Here is a 16829-nt window from a genome sequence, read left to right on the forward strand (position 1 = left end):
GTACATATTTTTCCGTAACTCCAAATTATTTATTTACAAAATTGCTTAACGGCTTTAATCATTGATGAAAAGTTAAATTTAGTTTTGCCCTTGTTTAGGATTGAAATAAATATATTTGATAAACTTAATTATATGAAAATACTACTCTCTGTTTTACTGCTTTTAGTACTGGCTTGTGGCAACAATGAAGCACCTGCAAACCGCTCTCATAAAACAAACAAAACAGATGTTACACCTATAAAATATTCAACACTGGATAAACTATTTATAACGGGCTACTTTAATAACGACCGTATACTTGATACACTATATCAAAACAATATGAGTGATTTAACTCACAGAGTTATTGATAGTTTTCCTGACCCGGATAACAATGAATGGGACTCCATAGTCGATTATTTTTACCATCAACAATCCAATATTATTGTTACCTGTTCCAATGGGTTTAAGGATACTTTATTTTTAGGTACAGGTTTGGGCTTGTATTGTCTCATCAATCTTGGCGACCTTAACAATGACAAAAGGGATGAGATAGCTTTGGTTATTGACTATTGCGATTATAGTAGTTTAAACACTTGTAAGATATATAGTATTTGTAATGATAAATTTATCCTGTTAAAACATTTCGGTATTAATGAGGGGGCTTTTGATTTTGATAACAATCCTCCTTTCCATGAAATAAAGTATTTTTTAGAACTTAAAAACAAACACTGGTTTTTCAAAGATTATTTAGACAATACAGCTGAAACAGAAGAAGAACTCAATAAAATGACTCCATTAAAAATAAAAAAATGCAGTTGATGAATAGTCATAAAATAACAGGCATTTGTAAAGTAAAAAAGTAAGCGCTAAAATTACTCCATGAAAGTATTGAACAATTACTTATTGACAGGGGAAGAATCAGAACGTTTAACATACCGTCTTTTAGATACAAATGACATGCAGGAATGGCTGAAATTTTGTGCCTATCCTGACTCGTTGAAATATATTTTTGACCCAAAAGACTTGGATAAAACACCGGAAGAAAAATGCAAGCTTTGGTTTGATAAAGTATTTTGGCGCTATGAAAACAACAAGGGTGGCATGAATGCTTTAATTGATAAAGAAACCGGTTTATTGGTTGGTCAATGCGGTTTGTTAATACAGGTAGTTGACGGTATTGAAGAACTAGAGATTGGTTATTCACTTATGCCTGCCTTTAGAGGCAAAGGTTATGCCTCGGAGGCTGCACAAAAATGTAAAGACTTTGCTTTTAAAAATAATTTCAGGGATTCACTTATTTCTATTATTAATGAAGGCAATACATCATCGGAAAATGTGGCTTTGAAAAACGGTATGCATATAGATAAAAATACGTTGTTCAGTGAAACAAGGGTAAACATTTTCAGAATACACAAACCTTAAATATATGGCCCTTGAAAGTGTTACAATAATTCCATTTAATGACCAACATCAAACTGATGTTGATTTACTAATGAAAGAAATTAATGATGAGTTTAGTATGCCTGTTTCTTACCCTAACTATAAACCAAAACAGCCTGACCATTATTGGATAGCTTTGGAGGAGGATAAAGTAGTCGGTTCTGTTGCTTTAAATATTGAAGAAGGCTTTATAGTTTTAAAACGTATGTTTTTAAAGCAAGCGCATCGTGGGAAAGAAAAAGGTATATCCAACCAATTGATGCAAACTGTTTTTAACTGGTGTAATGAACATAATGTAAATACTATTTATTTAGGCACTATGGAACAATTTATTGCTGCACAAAAATTTTACAAGTATTATGGTTTTATAAAAATAACACAACAGGAATTGCCTAGTAACTTTTCGCATAATCCCATTGACAATGTTTTTTATAAGTTGGTACTCCAAAAAACTTATAATTAATCTGATTTACTGCCATGGCTATTTAAACAAAAACTAAAATAATGATTATTGCTGAAAGACTTCATTTACGGGAAGTTACCTACCAAGATTTATCCTTTATTCATGAACTGAATTCTATACCCGAGGTTGACCAATACAATACGCTTGGTATTCCTGAAACAATAACTGTAACGGAACAATATACTAATGAAATTATACTGGCACAAAAGGTTAAGCCACGTGTGAGGTATATCTACATCATGGAAGATAATACCAATCAACAGGCATTGGGTATGATTGGGCTAACGATGGGAAAACCTCATTACAGAAATGCGGAAGTATGGTATAAAATAAATCCTGCATTTTGGAACAAGGGATATGCAAGTGAGGCTTTAATGGCCATACTTGATTTTGGTTTCAATACGCTGAATTTGCATAGAATTGAAGCCGGTTGTGCTGTTGAAAATATTGCTTCGGTTAAAGTTCTGAAAAAAGCCGGATTTACCAAGGAAGCGCATACCAGAAAATTGTTACCTATCAGGGGGCAATGGCATGATAACTTTGGATTTGCTATTTTAGAAGAAGATTTTTTAAAACAATAATTCACTTTATAACCATTTGAAATATGTATAGAATTAATTCTGAAATCAATAAACTAACAGGCTTAAAAGTAATATGCGTTGCTGTGTTTTTGCTATTACTATTGTGTAAACTATCAGCCCAGACAGCTTACGGCAATAACAAGGAAGCGGGGCAATACATTACTTTAAATGGTGTAAAACATTATTACGAAGTATATGGAAACGGGAAACCTTTATTGCTTATTCATGGTAACAGTACGGGCATAAAAGGTTGGGTTGCTCAAATTGAATTCTTTTCAAAAAAGTACAAAGTGTATGCTATTGATTGCAGAGGCAGGGGAAATTCGGACCTTGGGAAGGATAGCTTAACCTTTAAACAAACTGCGCATGATATGGCTACTTTTATTGAATTACTAAAACTTGATTCGGTAAATGTAATTGGTAAAAGTGATGGCGGTATAGTAGCATTGATGATGGGTATTTATTATCCTCAACACATTCATAAAATGGTAGCGTTCAGTGCTAATTTGTGGCCCGACACCACAACGCTGCTTCCTGAAACTTTTACAGACATACACAATGAAAGGGTACATGCTGAAAAAATGCTGGCAATGAAAGATACTACTCAGAACTGGTACTTAACTAAATTACGAAACAGACTGATGGAGTTTCAGCCACATATTGCACTATGGGACTTACAAAAAATACAGGTTCCTGTTTTGGTATTATCGTGCGACAGGGATGTGGTAAAGGAAGAGCATACTTTACTTATTTACAAAAATATACCAAAGGCTAACCTGGCTATTTTGCCTAATGAAACTCATTCTGTAGCCAAACAAAATCCGGGTTTATTCAATACCACCATTGAGCGTTTTTTAGCTGAGCCGTTTAAAGGCTACAGCCGAAGATTTGAACGATAATTCACTCACTAGTATTCAACACATAAATTAAGTGTTTAAACTGCTCTTTTTGACTTAAATTAACTTAAATTGCGGCTGTTTTTATGAATACTGAACCAAAAAGATATTTAATAACAGCGGCTTTGCCTTATGCAAACGGACCTGTTCATATTGGCCACTTAGCGGGCTGTTACTTACCTGCCGATATTTATGTACGTTACTTAAAAGCACAGGGCAAAGAAGTGCTTTTTATTTGTGGTAGTGATGAGCATGGTGTGCCTATTACTATTAAAGCAAAAAAGGAAGGCATTACCCCACAACAGGTGGTTGACAAATATGATGGCATTATGAAAAATGCTTTCCAGGATTTTGGTATTGACTTTTCGTATTACGGACGTACTTCATCAAAAACACACCACGACACTGCACAAGCATTTTTCAAAACCTTGTATGATAAAGGGGTATTTAAGGAAGAGGTTACCCAACAATATTACGATGAAGAAGCTAAGCAATTTTTAGCTGACAGATATATTACCGGCACTTGCCCTCGTTGCGGCAATACCAATGCGTATGGCGACCAATGTGAGAAATGCGGAACTACATTAAGCCCTACTGATTTAATCAATCCTAAATCGGCTTTAAGTGGAGCAACACCTGTATTAAAAGAAACCAAAAATTGGTTTTTACCAATGGGCGATATTCAGCAAAGTGAAGCCTTTCAAGATTATATAAAACGTTTTGACGGCTGGAAAAGCAATATTAAAGGCCAATGCCAAAGCTGGTTAACGGAAGGGTTACAACCACGTGCCATGACACGCGATCTGGATTGGGGTGTACCTGTTCCTGTCCCCAATGCGGAAGGAAAAGTATTGTATGTGTGGTTTGATGCGCCAATTGGGTATATAAGTGCTACGAAAGAGTACTTAGCCAAGCCATCGTCTATAGACCATGGACCATGGACTGACTGGTGGCAAAACGATGAAACTGCGCTGATTCATTTTATAGGAAAAGATAATATTGTGTTTCACGCTATTATTTTCCCGATGATGTTAATGACGCACGGACAGTATATTTTACCTACTAATGTGCCCGCTAATGAGTTTTTAAATTTAGAAGGCGATAAAATTTCCACCAGTCGTAACTGGGCAGTTTGGCTACATGAGTATTTAATTGATTTCCCTAACCGACAAGATGAATTGCGTTATGTGTTAACCAGCATTGCACCTGAAACCAAGGACAGTGAATTTACGTGGAAAGATTACCAAACACGTATAAACAGTGAGCTGGTAAGTATTTTCGGAAACTTTGTAAACCGTGTATTGGTATTAAGCGATAAGTTTTATGCCGGCAAAATCCCTAATGTAACCACCGTTTTAACGGATGAAAAATTACTAAACTCAAGACAAGTTTGTCTGGATGGTATAGCACAAAGTTTACATGCTATGCGTGAAGATTTAGATGCGGTAAAATTACGTGATGCACAAGCTGAGTTTATTAATGTAGCAAGAGCCGGAAATAAATATTTAGCCGATACTGAACCTTGGAAACTAATTAAAACAGACGAAGAAAGTGTTAAACAAATTATGTTTGATGCTTTACAAATTTGTGCCAAGTTAGAGATAGCAGCAACACCTTTTTTACCGCATACGGCTTATAAATTAAAGACTATGTTAAATGCTCCTGATTTACATTGGAGCTCATTATTCAATGAAAACATTTTAATGGAAAATCACCAGTTGGGCAAGGCGGAGATTTTATATAAACAAGTGGAAGACGAGGAAATTCAAAAACAGTTAACCCGTTTGGAAAATATAAAAAAGGCTAATAGCGAACAACCTGCCACTACGCAAACTTTAGCTGAAGTAAAGCCTGATATTACTTACGAAGATTTTGAAAAACTGGACTTACGTGTGGGCAAAGTTTTAGAAGCAGAAAAAGTTCCGAAAGCTGATAAATTATTGAAATTGACTGTTGATTTAGGTTTTGAAAAAAGAACTATACTAAGTGGTATTGCGGAGTATTATAGTCCGGAAGAATTAATTGGCAAACTCGTAACGGTAGTAGCTAATTTGGCTCCACGTAAAATACGTGGTATTGAAAGCCAGGGTATGTTATTAATGGCGGGTAACGACTTTGGCAAACTATACAGTGTAGGACCTGATAAAGATATTGAAGCAGGAAGTGTCGTAAAGTAAGGCAACAACATGGTTAATGCACTTGAACAACTTAAGCTTACCTGTAATCAAATTAGTGCTTTAACTGATGAAGAATGGAATGCTTTTAGCGCTATATGGAAACCTTTTAGTGCTAAACGCAAAGAGCAATTAACCTTAGCTGATAGTATTGAAAAACATTTGTACTTTGTATATGAAGGGGTACAACGTGTTTATTATTTTGATGAATCGGGCAGGGAAGCTACCATTGTTTTTACTTACGCTCCTTCATTTGGTGGCGTTCTTGATTCGTTTCTGCTGCAGCAGAACTCAAAGTACTATTACGAAACGCTAACACCTTCACAATTTTTAATAGCTGATGAAAGTGCTGTTAAACAATTAATGGTTGCACATAAAGGTATTGAAACATTAATAAGGCAAGGTGTAAGCTTTGCTTTATCAGGTGTATTGGAACGTTTAACTGAACTGCAATGTTTTTCATCGGAAGAAAAATTTAAACAGCTCTTAAAACGCAGCCCTCATATTTTGCAATTGGTGCCTCATAAATACCTGGCTAATTATATTGGTATTGATGCTACTAACTTCAGTAAATTAATCAATAAAATAAGGATTTAAAAATGTTGGTTTTTACCAATAATTATTGTTTTGTAATGCCTCAGTTTTGTTGCGAAATAAAATCACAACACAAAATGAATATCGCAAAAAAAGTAAATATAGGCGCAAAAATTTTTATCGGCATCTCTGCTTTAAGTTTATTATCCGTTAGCTTAATGGCATTTGGCAACCCTCAATCGGTAATGGATTTAGTACAGGTAAAACTCAATAATACTGATGCGTATAGCTCCATCAGAGGTATGTATGGCGGAGCGGGTATGTGTATAGTATTACATCTCGTTTATTTATTCTTTAAAAACACTAAAATGGCCTTAGGGTTCCTTTGTATGCTTTGGGGGTTTTATGCATTAAGCAGGACAATAACTATTTTCAATGAAGGGCCTTTGGGTAGCTTTGGTTCGCAATGGATAGTGATTGAAAGTATACTATTTATTATTGCTTTAAGTTTACTTTTAACCGTTAATTATTTGCAAAAAAATGAACAATAGTATAACGCCTAAAGAATTATTTTTAGAACGCATCCATAACGAGGTTGAATTGCATTTACATGAGGTTATTGCACAATTTCAAAACTTACCTGAACATCTATTATTAAGGCCATCTTCAACTAGCGGCTGGAGCATAGCACAATGTTTAGCGCATTTAAACAGCTATGGACATTACTACTTACCATTGATTAAAAAAGCCATCGACAATGCTCCTCAAAATAATCATGTAGTAAATGATAAGCACAGTTGGCTAGGTAAATATTTTACCAAAATGATGCGTACTGATGCTACGCAAAAAAAGTACAAAGCTTTTAAAGGCCATATACCTGCAACACATTTAAATGCACATGCAGAGATAGCTGAATTCATTAACCAAAATGAGCAATTGTTATTGTTTTTAAAACAGGCAAAGGGTATTGATACGAATGGTATTAAAATAAATATTTCGATTAGTAAATGGATAAAAATAAACTTAAATGATTTATTTGATTTTATAGTAGCTCATAATGACAGGCATATATTACAGGCTAAAAGAAATCTTTGATAATTGTTATAGCTTAAAACTACTTCAGTTCAACAAGGGCTTGCTGCACTTCTTGTCTGGCTTTATCCCAAGTCAACTTCAACTTATTAAACAATCGTAACACTTCACCTTGTTGATTATCTTCATGGATATTTTCTTCCATAAACGTTAAATCATCCCTCAGCATTTCTAAGCCTAATACTAATAAATTATTCTTCAATTTATGGATGGTGGTAGAAAATGTATCATACTCTTTCTTTGCAATTTGTTGCTCGGCATCTACAATAAGAGCTGGTATTTCGCTCCCTAAAATGGAAAGCATTTCTTTCATAAACGACATGGAGCCAAGGGCAGCATCAGTTAATTTGGTTAAATCAATATAATGAAACTGCGTTGTGTTGTTTGTCAGGTTACTTGCGTTTCCTATGGTTCCTATACTATTATTTTCTGCACCTAATAATTCGCTTATTTTCTCGCGTAACTGATCTGCATTGAATGGCTTGGTTAAACAAATATTTGCCCCTGCTGCCATGGCTTTATCCATGGAGCTGGTTTCAGCCGAAGCCGTTAATGCGATAATAGGAACTGTTTTGCCGGTTTCGAGTGCACGAATATTTTGTATGGCTTCAAAACCATTCATTATAGGCATAAACAAATCGACCAATAATAAATCGAACGGTTGTTCTTTAAACAATGTGAAAGCCTCTAACCCGTTATTAGCACAGGTAACCTCTGCTCCCCAATATTTAATGAAAGATACTGCTACCCGCTGGTTTACTATATTGTCTTCTACCAACAGTATTTTTGCCTGCTTTAAATTAGCAAACTGGGGTAAAATACCTGTTGTTTTTTCTTCTATAAACTGGTTGGCAAGTGATGATTCTTCGAAAGCCAATTCAAAATAAAAACAACTGCCTTTATTCGCAGTACTTTCTACTCCAATTATACCGCCTTGTAACTCTACTAAATTTTTGGAAATGGCTAAGCCTACTCCGGTTCCTCCATAGTTTTGATTGATGCTATTGTTGGCTTGTTCAAAATCATCGAAAATATTTTTTATCTCCCCTTTATTAATTCCAATGCCTGTATCGGCTATTTGAAACAACAAACAATTGGTATTGCCTTTCATACCGGTTTTGGTAACATGTAATGTTATTTCGCCATGCTCGGTAAACTTTATAGCATTACTTACTAGGTTGTTTAACACTTGTGTTAAACGCAAACTATCTCCTATTAAATAATGGGGTACGTTGTTATCAATACTATAAGTAAACTGTAATCCTTTTAGTTCGCATTTGGTTAAATAGGTTTGATGTACGCCTGCTACTATATGCTTCAAATCAAAATCGGTTTTAACAAAATCTATTTTGCCTGCGCCTATTTTCGATAAGTCTAATACATCTGTGATCAATGCCAGCAGGTTATTAGCTGAAAAGGAAAGTATATCTAAATTCTCTTTTGTTTCACCTTTCGGTTTTTTAAGCAGCATATAATTGGTTAAACCAATAATTGCATTTAAAGGCGTACGTATTTCATGGCTAATAGTAGCCAAAAACTGGTTTGTCCTGGCTTGTTTTTTTTCTATATAATTGGGTTCAGATACTACGTAAAACAAAAGCACATTGTCTTCTTCAATATGTACTATCTGGGTTCTTAGCTGGTGCTTTTCTAAATCTTTGGTTTGTAATAGTATTTCCAGATTATTGGCCTCTGCAAAATCGTTAAACTGTAAATTTTCTTTGCTTGCATTAATTACCTGAAAAACCTTGTTAAAATTTTCATTTTGATATCCTGCTAACAGGTTGGATAAACCATTGCCAAATTCTATTATCTGCAAACGGCTATCAAGTAGAAAATAATAAGGAAAAAGCCTTTCTATCTGGTTATTTTGGAGTTTTGAAAACAGGTTTTTCATGAGACTTTTTTATAAACCCAACAGGCTAATAATGTATATGATTATACTAAGTAAGTTATTTACTCTTTAAAAAATACTCAGGCTCACTTGCAATAATTTTATCAATTTTAACCTTTAACTCTTTCGGGTCGCATGGTTTTACCATATAGCCAAATATGCCCAACTCTAAGCATTTTATACGCTCCTGACTATTATTTACATTGGTAAGCATTATAATAGGTGGAAGGGCTTCATACATATCCTGAAGTCGTTCTAAAAACTGGATGCCACTCATTCCGTCCATAATAATATCTAATATAATTACTTTGGGTTTATTGCCTTCTTTTAAATAGGTTAATGCATCTTCTGCTTTCCCTTCGGCAACAACGTTATAAAAATGCCCTAAATAATGCTCAAGCATTTTACGAGCCGTCAATTGGTCATCAATAATTAGAATAGTGTTCTGCATAGAAATATTTTAACAAATATGTAATTTTATAAGCAATGATGCCAGAAAATATTACAACGCTGTTAAATGACTAAAATGAAAGCTGAAATGAAAATAGTTACTGACTTAACACTTCTATATAAACTTTGCTTAACGACACGTAGTTCTGTGCATTTTGTTTTATTTTTTCTACCTGCTCGGGGCTAATCTGCTTAACTACTTTGGCGGGTGTTCCCATTACCAATGAATAGGGTGGAATTTGTGTACCTTCGGTTACCAATGCATTGGCACCTATAATAGAAAACTCACCAATGCTGGCTTTATTTAAAATGGTACTGTGCATGCCAACCAATACATTGTTGGCAATAGTAGCTCCGTGTATAATAGCACTGTGGCCCACTATACATTCTTCGCCAATTATTACCGGGCAGTTTGGGTCTACGTGAATTACTGCATTATCCTGCACATTGCTTCTGTCGCCTATTTGTATTAAATCGTTATCACCACGCAATACTGCACCAAACCAAATGCTAACTTCATTACCTAATACTACGTTGCCTAATACGGTAGCATTAGGAGCAATAAACACATCGGTTCCTTTGCTGATGGGCTTTTTTAAAGTGGCTTTTATTTGTTCAGCATTATTCATGGCTTATTCAAATAAAAGGGCTGCATCTAAATACACAAATATATCGCTTGGTAATTCATCGCCTTGCTTGGCACCACGTTTATGGCCCGTGCGTACGACTATTATGTTTTTATCGGGTATAGCAAAAATGTATTGCCCGCGAATTCCCCTGCAATAAAAAATGGGATGCGATTTGTAATTGGTAACCCACCACTGATATCCGTACTGGTCGTTAGGTTTACCATCGGTTTTAAGCAAAGGAGCCAGCGTAATGGATTGTTGAATATAACTGCTGTCTATCAGTTGTTGTCCGTTCCAATTACCGTATTGCATGTATAGTTTGGCTATACGGGCAAAATCACGACTGGTAGCGTACCAACAGCAGCTTACTTTTTCCATGCCGGCTTCTTTATCTAAACTCCAAAAAGCGGGTTGCTCTGCACCCATTGGCTGCCATAAATTTTTAGCTGCATAATCGCTTATACTTTGTGCGCCTAATACTTTTTTCAATATCATACCTAACAACTGGCTATCGCCTCCTTTGTAGTTAAATACTTTACCGGGTGCTTCTACTACATCTGATTTTAAAGTTAAACCGTTTACATCTTCGCCATAATAAGCTTCGCTTGGCCATGCCCACGGGCTATTATAGGTTTCGTCAAAGCCAACACCACTACTCATGGTTAATAAATGAGCTATAGTAATTTTGGCTTTTTCGCCTGTTTTATAACTGTCAATATAATTGCCAACGGGCTCATCAATGCTTTTTATTAAACCTTGTTTCAAGGCTATACCAATTAAAGCCGCAGTAAAACTTTTAGCCATGCTGAATGAATTGGTTACGCTCTTGTCGTTATGTTGCTCCCAATAGTTTTCGTATACAATGGTATCGTGCTTAATTACTAAAAACGAAGTGGTTTTAAATGCTTCTATTCTTTGAATAATATCATCGGGTAATTTCTTTTTATTATAAGTATCGGTTACTACCCAAGCCTGTGGTTTACCTGTTGCAATTTCTCTACTGGGAAAAAGCGAAAGCTCATCTATATCGGGACTTAGCTTGCCGCTGAAAACAGTGAGCGCAAATACTTTATTTAAAAATATTTTACCGCTTACCAATATGGCTATTTCGCCTAAAAGTAAAATGCTAATCATTACAATTAAAAACCACTTTATAAATTTCATTGTATTTGTTATTTAGTTTTAAACTGACAATATATAATTTTTGTGTTATACTTTTATTGCACACTAAACTGCTTTTTATACAGTGTTGTATAAAAGCCTTCGTCTATTTGCAGTAACGACTGGTGTGTACCACGTTCCATAATCTGGCCTTTATCGAGTACTAAAATTTCGTTGGCATTTTGTATGGTTGATAAACGATGGGCTATTACGATGCTGGTTCTTCCTTCCATCATTTTGGCAATGGCATTTTGAATTACTTCTTCTGTTTCCTGATCAATACTTGAAGTAGCTTCATCAAGTACTAAAATACTTGGATTAACAACCATGGCTCTTACAAATGAAATTAATTGCCTTTGGCCTACACTTAGTGTTAAACCACGCTCTTGTACGGGTTGGTAATAACCCAATGGCAGCTTACTTATAAACTGATGGGCGCCTAATAATTTAGCTGTTGCTTCTACTTGTGCTAAAGTTATTTCTTTATTGAAAAGGGTAATATTATCATAAATGCTACCGCTAAATAAAAATACATCTTGCAACACTACGGCTATGTTTTTTCTTAAGCTTTCGGTATTGTATTCTTTTAACTCTACTCCGTCTAAGTATATATTTCCTTTTTGGTAATCGTAAAAACGGCTTAATAAATTAATGATGGATGATTTGCCTGCACCCGTTGCGCCAACTAATGCGAGGTTATTGCCTTTCTTTAAATGAAACGATATGTTTTGCAATACGTATTCCTCATCTACATAAGCAAAGCCTATGTTTTGAAAATCTATTCCGTTTTGTAAGGCTGTAAATGTTTTGGTACCTGATGCTTCTATATCGCTATTATCATCAATTAAATTGAAAATACGTTTGCTTGCCACCATACCCATTTGTAAAGTATTAAACTTATCTGCTATCTGGCGGATAGGGCGAAAAAACATATTGATATACATAATAAAGGCTACTATCACCCCGGCTGAAGCATCGCCAATAATGGTTTCTTTGGCACCATACCAAACTACTAAACCTATTGATATACTGGATATGATTTCGACTATTGGAAAAAAAACGGAATAATAAAAAACACCTTTTATATTGGCATCGCGGTGTTGCTTGTTTATTTCTTTAAATTTATCAAACTCTTCTGATTGCTTGTTGAAAATTTGCACTATTTGCATGCCTGTTAAATGCTCTTGTACAAATGTATTCAGCTCGGCTACTTTATTGCGCACTTGCTCAAACGATACTCTTACTCTTTCCTTAAACCAATAGGCTGCCAATAATAAAAAGGGTAAAATAGAAAGGCTTACCAATGATAAACGCCAATCTAGCTTAAACATAATAAAGAGTATAAAAACTATTTGGAGTAAGTCGCCCATGATGCTTATAAAACCTTCGCTAAATACTTCGGTAATGGTTTCTATATCGCTTATGCAACGGGTTACTAAGGTACCAACGGGTGTGTTGTCGAAAAACTTTAAGCGCAGTTTTGATAAATGGGTAAATACTTTAGCCCGCATATCTTTTATAATTAACTGCCCCAATAAAGCACCTAAGTAACTACTCCATAACTGGAAAATGGCTGATAAAACCAATAGACCAAATATGATTAAGCTATAGGTATAAATACTTTTTAAATCTTTGGCCGGAATAAAATTATCAATGGTGTATTGAATTAAATAAGGCCTTAGCGTTGATAAGTAAGAAACTAATACGGTTAGTATAAAAGTAAACCAAAATAATTTTGCATGTGGAACGGATAGTTTGAATAATCGTTTTAATACGCCTCTATCGAAAGAGCTTGGTTTACTTTTTTGCATTTAATTTATTTAGTAATTACACTAATTTTTCGCTTAACTTTTCTATTTCAAATTTAGCAGGTTGGTTGCGGTAAATAATATTATACATGGCATCCATAATAGGCATTTTTATATTCAGCGCTTGGTTAAGTTCAAATACGGTTTTGGTGGCATAATATCCTTCGGCAATCATTTTCATTTCTAACTGCGCTGATTTTACAGAATACCCTTTGCCTATCATATTACCAAAGGTGCGGTTACGGCTGTGTTGTGAGTAGCCTGTAACCAATAAATCTCCCAGGTAAGCAGAGTGGTTTATTTTTCTGTCGGCATCGGTTATAGTGCGTAAAAAGCGTTTCATTTCGCGAATGGCATTGCTCATTAACACAGCCTGAAAATTATCGCCATAGCCTAAACCATGACACATACCTGCTGCTACAGCATATATGTTTTTAAGTACGGCTCCGTATTCGGTTCCTCTTACATCTTTAGAGATAACGGTACGCAAATTTTTATTGGCTAACATACCTGCAAAGTGCCTTGCCTGGTTTTGGTCAACGCCTGCAATGGTTAAGTACGAAAGCTTTTCGGAAGCTACTTCTTCTGCATGGCAAGGGCCTGATATAACCAATATTTTTTCTTCGCTTACTTTAAATTCGTTTACAAAATAATCGCCTACTATTTGTTTGGTATGCGGCAATAAACCTTTAACGGCTGATACGATTACTTTGTCCTGTAAGTCTTCTGCACTTATATCGGCTAAGGAGCTTTGTAAAAATGCTGAAGGAATAGCAATGACCAATAAATCGCTGCTGTTTACTATTTCTTTTAAATTACTGCTTACCTCTATTGATTGCGGATGTATTTCAACCGTGCTGAGGTAATCAGGGTTGTGGTGTTTTTCTCTTATATAAACGGCTTTTTCTTCTGTACGAACCCACCATTGCAACCTGTTAAAAGTTGGCTCCGGTAATTCTTTATGTTCAATAAGCATTTTAACGATAGCAGTAGCCCAGCTACCACCACCAATTACAGCTATATTCTTAGGCCAGTTTTTTTCCATAGGTTATCTATTTTAGCGAGGCAATCTCATTTTATAATCGGTATGAGCGCCACCTTTACTTATATTCACTAACTTATTTTTTAACAATCGTTTTTTTAGCGGACTTAAATAATCAACAAACAGCTTTCCTTTTACATGGTCGTACTCATGTTGTATAACGCGTGCTGCCACATCATCATACTCTTCTTCGTGCCATACAAAGTTTTCGTCCTGATATTTAATAGCAATATTGCTCCATCGGTACACATCTTCCCTGATGGTTGGAATACTTAAACAACCTTCTTCAAAAGCCCATTCTTCGCCCCACTCGTCTATAATTTCTGCATTGATAAATACCTTTTTTAAATTGGGGTATTTTTCTTCTTCGAATGAAGTGGTATCAATAATAAACATATTAATTGCTTTACCTACTTGTGGTGCAGCCAAGCCTACTCCATGTGCATGGTACATGGTTTCCCACATATTGGCAATTAACTCCTGAAGGCCTTCATAATTGGCCGTTACTTCTTCGCCTACTTTTCGTAAAACGGTATCTCCGTATGCTACTATTGGTAATATCATTTATTTTAAAATCGAAATTTCAAATACTAAATTCGAATTATTTCCCGAATCCACTATTTGGTTGGTCATTTATTTTTTTTTTGATTGGTTGAAATTTTCATCAACCGGTTTTCGAAATTCGAATTTCATTATTCGAATTTCTACATCATGCTCATATAAGTTTGCAGTATTAAAACCGCACTTACCTGATCTACATTTTGTTTGTTTTCTCTATCCTTTTTCTTCAAACCCATTTCCACCAAGCTGCGTCTTGCTATTACGGAAGTAAAACGTTCGTCAGCGCGTTCAATCTTTATTTGCGGAAATGTCTTAGCTAACAAAGATATAAATTTTTCGATATGGGGTGTTGCGTCCGTATCGTCTCCATTTAAACGGGTTGGCTTACCTACTACAAAACAAGTTACTTCTTCTTTAGCCGTATAATCTTTTAAATATTGTATTACATCTTTGCTATGTACTGTAGCCAATGTATTTGCAATAATCTGCATAGGGTCGGTTACTGCTAAACCAACTCTTTTTGTTCCATAATCTATTGCTAATATTCTTGGCATTTCTAAAAGCTCTTTTAGTGTTTAAAATGGCGGATACCTGTAAAGTACATCACCATTTTATTTTGGTTGCAATAGGTAATGGAAGCATCATCTTTCACAGAACCACCTGGTTGAATTACGGTTTGAATACCTTCGTTGAATGCTATTTCTACGCAATCAGGAAAAGGAAAAAATGCATCGCTGCTCATGACTGAATTATTCAAATCAAATTCAAAAGCTTTGGCTTTACCAATGGCTTGTTTCAATGCATCTACACGCGATGTTTGTCCGCAACCTATACCTAATAATTGTTTGTTTTTAGCCAATACAATGGTGTTTGATTTGGCATGTTTTACTATTTTATCGGCAAACAACAAGTCTTCAATTACCTGCTGATTAGCGCTGTTTTCAGTTACTAAAGTTAAGTTATCTGCTGTTAAAATAACGCTGTCTTTATCTTGCTCCAAATGTCCGTTTAACACGGTACGCATGGTTTTACCGTTTGGCAAATCACCTTTTTTAGCAAGTATAATTCTGTTCTTTTTGCTCTTTAAAATTTGCAATGCGGCTTCGTCATAACCTGGAGCAATTAATACTTCTAAAAATATTTTATCCATAGCGGTAGCTGTTTCTACATCTATGTTTCTATTGGCAACTATTACACCTCCAAAAGCCGAAACAGGGTCGCCTGCTAAAGCATCTGTCCAGGCTTGTGCTATGGTATCTCTGCTTGCTAATCCACAAGGATTATTGTGTTTGATAACCGCAACAGTTGGTTCTGAAAAATCTTCAATTAAATGGGTAGCTGCATCTACATCTAACAAATTATTATACGATAATTCTTTGCCGTGTAACTGGGTAAACATGGCATTTAAATCGCCATAAAAAACACCTTTTTGATGTGGATTTTCACCATAACGCAATACTTGTGCAGGCATGGTACTTAATGCTGCAAATTGTGTTTGGTTAAAATAGTTTTGAATAATGGTATCGTAAGCAGCAGTAGTTGCAAATGCTTTGGCTGCATACATTTTACGTTGTTCTATACTGGTACTTCCGTTTTGTGCCAATATGGTTTCAGCTAAAACAGCATAATCATTTTTATCGCAAATAATGCAGGTATCGTTATGGTTTTTGCCTGCTGCCCTGATTAGGGAAACACCACCAATATCTATTTTCTCTATAATTTTACTTTCTTCACTGGTGCTGGCCAATGTTTCTTCAAACGGGTATAAATCCACTACCACCAAATCAAAATAAGGCATATTGAATTCTGCCATTTCTTTTTGGTCTTGCTCATTGGCTCTGCGCGCTAAAATACCGCCAAACACTTTTGGGTGTAATGTTTTTACTCTTCCTCCTAAAATACTGGGATATTCGGTTAAGTCTTCTACCCTGTTTACTTTTATACCTAGTTGTTCAATATAATCTTGCGTTCCTCCAGTTGAATAAATATTAACTCCTAATTGGTTCAGGGCTTTTGCCAAAACATCTAAACCATCTTTGTAAAAAACTGAAATTAAAGCATTTTGCATGCTGCGCGCTTGATTCATAAAAAAATTTATTGTTAAAAATGAGCCGCGAAAGTA

The 16829-nt window shown here is 35.3% G+C and carries 18 protein-coding genes; 9 read left to right on the forward strand and 9 right to left on the reverse strand.

The genetic code is table 11. The features are described from left to right. Positions 1-132: 132 nt before the first annotated feature. From V4538_16540 to V4538_16580, 9 genes are all read left to right on the forward strand, one after another. Positions 133-801 (forward strand): hypothetical protein, encoded by a 669-nt coding sequence (locus V4538_16540; GenBank protein MES2382659.1) that lies wholly within the window; start codon positions 133-135, stop codon positions 799-801. 60 nt (positions 802-861) lie between these two features. Then, a complete protein-coding gene (locus tag V4538_16545) occupies positions 862-1404 on the forward strand; it encodes a GNAT family N-acetyltransferase (protein ID MES2382660.1) in 543 nt (180 codons plus the stop codon). 70 nt (positions 1405-1474) lie between these two features. Then, on the forward strand, positions 1475-1885 hold the full coding sequence (locus V4538_16550; protein MES2382661.1) for a GNAT family N-acetyltransferase: 411 nt from the start codon (positions 1475-1477) through the stop codon (positions 1883-1885). 41 nt (positions 1886-1926) lie between these two features. Next, positions 1927-2466: a GNAT family protein gene (locus V4538_16555; GenBank protein ID MES2382662.1), complete on the forward strand. Its 540-nt coding sequence runs from the start codon at positions 1927-1929 to the stop codon at positions 2464-2466. A 23-nt stretch (positions 2467-2489) separates the two neighbouring features. Then, on the forward strand, positions 2490-3365 hold the full coding sequence (locus V4538_16560) for an alpha/beta hydrolase (GenBank protein ID MES2382663.1): 876 nt from the start codon (positions 2490-2492) through the stop codon (positions 3363-3365). An 83-nt stretch (positions 3366-3448) separates the two neighbouring features. After that, positions 3449-5539 (forward strand): methionine--tRNA ligase, encoded by a 2091-nt coding sequence (gene metG / locus V4538_16565; GenBank protein ID MES2382664.1) that lies wholly within the window; start codon positions 3449-3451, stop codon positions 5537-5539. A gap of 9 nt (positions 5540-5548) precedes the next feature. After that, positions 5549-6133, forward strand: coding sequence for a Crp/Fnr family transcriptional regulator (locus V4538_16570; protein MES2382665.1), 585 nt, complete (start codon positions 5549-5551; stop codon positions 6131-6133). Positions 6134-6207: 74 nt separating this feature from the next. Then, positions 6208-6621 (forward strand): DUF4345 domain-containing protein, encoded by a 414-nt coding sequence (locus tag V4538_16575; protein ID MES2382666.1) that lies wholly within the window; start codon positions 6208-6210, stop codon positions 6619-6621. Further along, entirely contained in the window at positions 6611-7165 is a 555-nt protein-coding gene (locus V4538_16580) for a DinB family protein (GenBank protein ID MES2382667.1), read from the forward strand. Before V4538_16575 ends, V4538_16580 begins: the two co-directional genes overlap by 11 nt. Positions 7166-7184: 19 nt before the next feature. Here the strand turns inward: V4538_16580 and V4538_16585 are convergent, their stop codons facing one another. The 9 genes from V4538_16585 to purH all read right to left on the reverse strand — a co-directional run bounded on the left by V4538_16585 (position 7185) and on the right by purH (position 16793). Further along, on the reverse strand, positions 7185-9059 hold the full coding sequence (locus V4538_16585) for an ATP-binding protein (GenBank protein ID MES2382668.1): 1875 nt from the start codon (positions 9057-9059) through the stop codon (positions 7185-7187). A gap of 55 nt (positions 9060-9114) precedes the next feature. Then, positions 9115-9507 carry a response regulator gene (locus V4538_16590; protein MES2382669.1) on the reverse strand — a complete coding sequence of 131 codons (393 nt, stop codon included), beginning with the start codon at positions 9505-9507 and terminating at the stop codon, positions 9115-9117. 97 nt (positions 9508-9604) lie between these two features. Beyond that, positions 9605-10135: a gamma carbonic anhydrase family protein gene (locus V4538_16595; GenBank protein MES2382670.1), complete on the reverse strand. Its 531-nt coding sequence runs from the start codon at positions 10133-10135 to the stop codon at positions 9605-9607. Positions 10136-10138: 3 nt separating this feature from the next. Beyond that, a complete protein-coding gene (locus tag V4538_16600) occupies positions 10139-11299 on the reverse strand; it encodes a serine hydrolase (GenBank protein MES2382671.1) in 1161 nt (386 codons plus the stop codon). Between the two features lie 53 nt (positions 11300-11352). Next, on the reverse strand, positions 11353-13107 hold the full coding sequence (locus V4538_16605) for an ABC transporter ATP-binding protein (GenBank protein ID MES2382672.1): 1755 nt from the start codon (positions 13105-13107) through the stop codon (positions 11353-11355). A gap of 16 nt (positions 13108-13123) precedes the next feature. After that, positions 13124-14149 (reverse strand): NAD(P)H-dependent glycerol-3-phosphate dehydrogenase, encoded by a 1026-nt coding sequence (locus V4538_16610; protein MES2382673.1) that lies wholly within the window; start codon positions 14147-14149, stop codon positions 13124-13126. Positions 14150-14161: 12 nt separating this feature from the next. Beyond that, entirely contained in the window at positions 14162-14710 is a 549-nt protein-coding gene (gene def / locus V4538_16615; GenBank protein ID MES2382674.1) for a peptide deformylase, read from the reverse strand. A 140-nt stretch (positions 14711-14850) separates the two neighbouring features. Further along, entirely contained in the window at positions 14851-15261 is a 411-nt protein-coding gene (gene ruvX, locus V4538_16620; GenBank protein MES2382675.1) for a Holliday junction resolvase RuvX, read from the reverse strand. Between the two features lie 14 nt (positions 15262-15275). Continuing rightward, positions 15276-16793: a bifunctional phosphoribosylaminoimidazolecarboxamide formyltransferase/IMP cyclohydrolase gene (gene purH, locus V4538_16625; protein ID MES2382676.1), complete on the reverse strand. Its 1518-nt coding sequence runs from the start codon at positions 16791-16793 to the stop codon at positions 15276-15278. Positions 16794-16829 lie beyond the last annotated feature (36 nt).

This window comes from Bacteroidota bacterium (genome assembly GCA_040388375.1).
Lineage (GTDB): Bacteria > Bacteroidota > Bacteroidia > UKL13-3 > UKL13-3 > JAAFJM01.